The organism is Photobacterium sp. DNB22_13_2 (genome assembly GCF_052873915.1).
Genome location: NZ_JBNNXU010000258.1, coordinates 1 through 242 on the forward strand (window position 1 = coordinate 1; position 242 = coordinate 242).

The 242-nt window shown below is 65.3% G+C and carries 1 protein-coding gene; it reads right to left on the minus strand.

Features of this window, described 5'->3' with window-relative positions:
• Window positions 1-242: hypothetical protein (locus ACVA58_RS28575; RefSeq protein ID WP_446513603.1), on the minus strand; the 242-nt coding region annotated here is incomplete at both ends.

Sequence of the window (242 nt, forward strand, 5' to 3'; positions counted from 1 at the left end):
TTTCGAGGATGTCGATCAGCTTGCGCCCGCCGCCCCAGCCCATCCACTGGATTGTATGGCCGCGCGGGGCAGGGGTGGCGGTCTCGGCGAACGGCCATGCCGCCTCGCTGCCCGACCAGATCAGGGTATCGTCCTCGGCCGGCTCGATGATTTTGCCGGGAAGGAAGCTGCCCTTGTAGGGCACGCCCTGATCCTTGAGCCATTGATAATGGTCGAGGCTCTCGGCGGCGTAGAGCCTGACC